Source organism: Neisseria sp. N95_16, assembly GCF_002551535.2.
Lineage (GTDB): Bacteria > Pseudomonadota > Gammaproteobacteria > Burkholderiales > Neisseriaceae > Neisseria > Neisseria brasiliensis.
In genome coordinates this window covers 1-4,091 of sequence record NZ_PDBT02000119.1, presented here as the reverse complement: position 1 = coordinate 4,091, position 4,091 = coordinate 1, and the positions used below count along the sequence as shown (strand labels likewise).

At 42.6% G+C, this 4,091-nt stretch carries 4 protein-coding genes; all 4 read left to right on the top strand.

Annotated features, from left to right (window positions below; genetic code table 11):
- Positions 1 to 1,092: IgG-binding virulence factor TspB family protein (locus tag CRG49_RS12445; RefSeq protein ID WP_157807907.1), on the top strand; the 1,092-nt coding region annotated here is incomplete at its 5' end.
- A gap of 13 nt (positions 1,093 to 1,105) precedes the next feature.
- The gene (locus CRG49_RS12440; protein ID WP_096295734.1) at positions 1,106 to 1,402 is read left to right on the top strand and encodes a DUF2523 domain-containing protein; all 297 of its coding nucleotides are present in this window, start codon (positions 1,106 to 1,108) and stop codon (positions 1,400 to 1,402) included.
- Positions 1,402 to 2,613 (top strand): zonular occludens toxin domain-containing protein, encoded by a 1,212-nt coding sequence (locus CRG49_RS12435; protein ID WP_097784628.1) that lies wholly within the window; start codon positions 1,402 to 1,404, stop codon positions 2,611 to 2,613. The genes CRG49_RS12440 and CRG49_RS12435 overlap by 1 nt, the downstream gene beginning before the upstream one ends.
- Before the next feature lie 374 nt (positions 2,614 to 2,987).
- Positions 2,988 to 3,944: an IS110 family transposase gene (locus CRG49_RS12430; protein ID WP_097784627.1), complete on the top strand. Its 957-nt coding sequence runs from the start codon at positions 2,988 to 2,990 to the stop codon at positions 3,942 to 3,944.
- Positions 3,945 to 4,091 lie beyond the last annotated feature (147 nt).

The following is a 4,091-nucleotide window of genomic DNA, read 5'->3' as shown; positions in this document are numbered from 1 at the left end:
GTCAAAGCCGACATCGAATCAGCCGGTTATCAATATGACGAAACAAAAAACGAATTCTTGAAACATTATGACGGCGCATACTGTACGCCTGAAAATGTATGTCTACCTTTAGATTCATCTGTAGTTTCAGCTTTGCAAAAAAACGGAACTCAATCACAAAAAGATGCTGTGTCGCTAGTTGACATTCAGCTTGAAAGATTGGCTGCATCGGAACATGCAAAGAGAAGCTCATCTGATCCTGATTATTGGTGGAAAGGCTACGCATTTCGGTCTTGTGACACTAATCATGCCTTTGCTATTTGTTCTGTCGTTAAGGATGGAGATGTAAGAAATCCTTTTCTTTTTACTTTCAATACTAAAAAACTCACCGAAGTTTTAACTCAAGAAAAATTTTTAGATATTTCCACCGGATCCATTGATGGCAGCCCGACTCCATTTGTGGAAGGCACTGGCCGACCTGATTATAAAGAAGAATTAAGTGTAAGCCCTACAACTGTAACCATTGAAACCAAAGACGGCCCTATAGTAATCAGTTTTGGCCTTGATAAAGACGGCAAAACAACTACTACTGTAAACATCACAGGCATGCAGACAGGTGGTCAGACAGGCGGTCAAACCGGCACCGGTGGTCAAACCGGAACAGGCGGTCAAACCGGCACCGGTGGTCAAACCGGAACAGGCGGTCAAACCGGTACAGGTGGTCAAACCGGAACAGGCGGTCAAACCGGTACAGGTGGTCAAACTGGGCAAGACGGTCGGGATGGCAAAGACGGTAAAGATGCCGAACCGCAAGGCTTACTTTGTAAGCTTTTTCCCTACATTTTAGCTTGTGACAAGATGGGCAAACCTGAAGAAGGTATGTTCGATGATATAAAGATTCCCCATGTTACAGATGATAGAACATGGTCACCTGATAACTTCCTTCCGCCTAATGGTGTTTGTCCTAAGCCTAAAACATTCCATGTAGCAGGTCGTCCAGTTGAATTGAGCTATGAACCGCTTTGCGTATTAATGGAACAAGTCCGCTTTGCTGTACTACTCGCTTTTACAATTATGTCGGCCTTTATCGTTTTTGGCTCTTTAAGAAGATAAGAAAGGGGAAATCATGCCAGCATTAGCCGGATTGATTCCATTATTTGGAATTCTTTTAAAACTTCTGATTGTGCGCATTATCATCGCCACCGGTTTAACCTTTGTAAGCTATGGCGGTTATATCATCGCGTTAGACCAATTTAAGCAATATACCCTAAATGCCATCAGCTCCATGCCTGACGATATTCTTAACCTGTTGCTTATCGGCGGATTCGGTCAAGGCTTGGGCTATCTTTTCGGAGCATTCTCGTTCTATGTCGGCATGGCTGCATTGAACAAACTCACTTTTGTTTTTCCCGGGGGTAACTGATGATTTATCTGTTTACAGGCAACATGGGCACCGGCAAAACCTCGCGCGTTGTGTCCATGATTCTGAACAACGAAGATGGCCTGTTCAAAATGAAACTCGAAGACGGCACCGAAGTAGACCGCCCGCTCTATTTCTGCCATATCGACGGTTTGGATAAACGCAAATTCAATGCGCACGAATTGACTGAAGAAGAAATCATGTCGGCACCGCTACGGGATATTATTCCGCAAGGTGCGGTTCTGATTGTTGATGAAGCACATTATACTTATCCAGTTCGCGCTTCAGGCCGTCCCGTTCCGCCTTATATCCAAGAATTAACTGAACTCCGGCACCACGGCCATACCGTTATCTTGATGACCCAACACCCTAGCCAGCTTGATGTTTTTGTCAGGAATCTAGTATCAAAACACACTCACCTTGAGCGTAAAGCCGTCGGCATGAAACAATACTCTTGGTACAAATGCGTTACCAGCTTAGATAATCCCGCTGCCGTTACAGGCGTCGAATCTGCAAGCTGGAAACCGCCTAAAGAAGCATTTAAATATTACAAATCATCCAGCCAACATCAAAAGTTTAAGAAAAAAGTACCTGTTGCGGTTTGGGCTCTGGTCGGTATTTTTGCTTTTATGGCTTGGAAAGGCTTTAACGTTTATCAGATTTATCAAAAAGGCACTGGACAACAGGAAACGCCGATTGTATCAACGGAAACAGTTAATCCCCCTGAACAAACCCAAGTTCCTGAAAATACAAATCCCGTTCCTCAACATGCGCCTGAATTCGCAGCTTCAGCCGTTCCCGAAAGGCCACATTTAAGTGAAAAGGATTATGAGCCACGTATTCAAGGCATGCCTCACACCGCGCCTTTATACGATAGTTTAAATAAAGTCGTTCAAAGTATGCCTTATCCGGTTGCGTGTGTTAAAAATGCCAATAAATGCACCTGTTATACAGACCAAGGCACACCCATCCATGGCTTTGGAAAAGACCAATGTCTTGATTTCGTTCAAAACGGCATTTATAACCCATACAAAGCACCTAAGCAGGTTGATAGTCCTGAAACAATCAGTAAAGCGCTTGATGGCTTAGAAGACCGTCAGCAAGCCCGTGTCTATGCCTTAACAGGAAAAAGCCCGCAAAACCTAATGTATGACGGTTATGTAGAAGCCGGTGCTCAATTTGGTAGCCAAAACGGCGCCAAAGTCGGCGGATAATTAAAGCTGCTTTTTAACCTGTTGATGAAGCCCATAAGGCGGAATCAATAGGTTAAAAAGTAGCCACGGGGTGCGGGAACGCCCGCTACTATGAATCTAAGCAATTTTATGCTAGCCGGTTCAGCTCAAAATCTCAAATATTGAGAAAATTGAGCTGAACCGGCTAGCATAAAATGCTAAGCATTAACCTGTAAGCCCTTTGATTCAGACGGCTTACAGGTTTTTGTTTAGCGCAAAACAAAAGCCTAGGCGGTTTAGGCAGTAAAACGGCCAAAGTGAAAAGCTGTAGGAAAGAAATGCCGAACCGCCTAACCATTCTTAATATTGAATATCATCATAGCCGTGTAAACAGGCTGCATAATAAGGAAAATGCAATGAATGTAATAGGATTGGATATTTCCAAAGACACCATTGATGTAACCCTAATCAAAACTAACGGCCAAACCGATTACACCAAAATTGGTAATAACGCCGAAGGTTTTGAAATACTCATAGACTGGATACGATCCAAACGCATTAGAAAGACTGCTATAAGCATGGAAGCCACCGGCATTTATTATGAAGAAGCAGCCGAATACTTGAGCACCGTCTATACAATTTTCGTTATCAATCCCTTGAAAATAAAAGATTACGCAAAAAGCCAGTTCAGTCATACCAAAACAGATAAAGCCGATTCAAAACTAATAGCGGAATATACAAAACGCCATTCAGACAAACTGACACCATTTAGGCCGTCTGAAAATCCCAATTTGTACAAAATGATTAACCTGCTTCAGCAATTGAAACAGCAACAAAACGAAAGCCGTAACAGACTTCACGCTGCTAAAGACAAATTCATACGCTCAACACACGAAGCAATAATATTGCTCTTGGCCAAGAAAATAACTCAAGCGGCCAAACGGATTGACCGCATGATTAAGCAACAAAATAGCTTAAAACAACATTACCAAAATCTACAAACCATTCCGGCCATTGGCAAAGATACTGCAGCAATTCTACTCCGTCACCTGACCGACAAAACATTCAGCAAAGCCAATCAATTTGTTTCCTTTGCCGGATTAAGTCCGAAAATAGAACAATCGGGAACCAGCGTTCACAAAAAAGGTCGATTAAGCAAATACGGCCATCGGCAACTTAAACGCGCCTTGTTCATGCCCGCGCTTGTCGCTTACAGAATCAAAGCCTTTCCGAAGCTAATCAACAATCTTGAAGCAGCAAAAAAGCCCAAAATGGTTATCATCGTGGCCTTAATGCGCAAACTGGCAAAGATTGCCTTTTACATACACAAAACAGAAAAGCCGTTTGAAAAAACGCGCCATCAAACGGCTTAACCAAACCATACAAAAGAAAACGGCTGCCGAAAAAGCAGCCGTGGCCTGTTGCATTCAAGAGAAATGCAATAACTAAATAACAAATAAAAAACAATGATATATAAAATTATCTAAATTTCATGTTTGACAACGCAATATATCATCTTT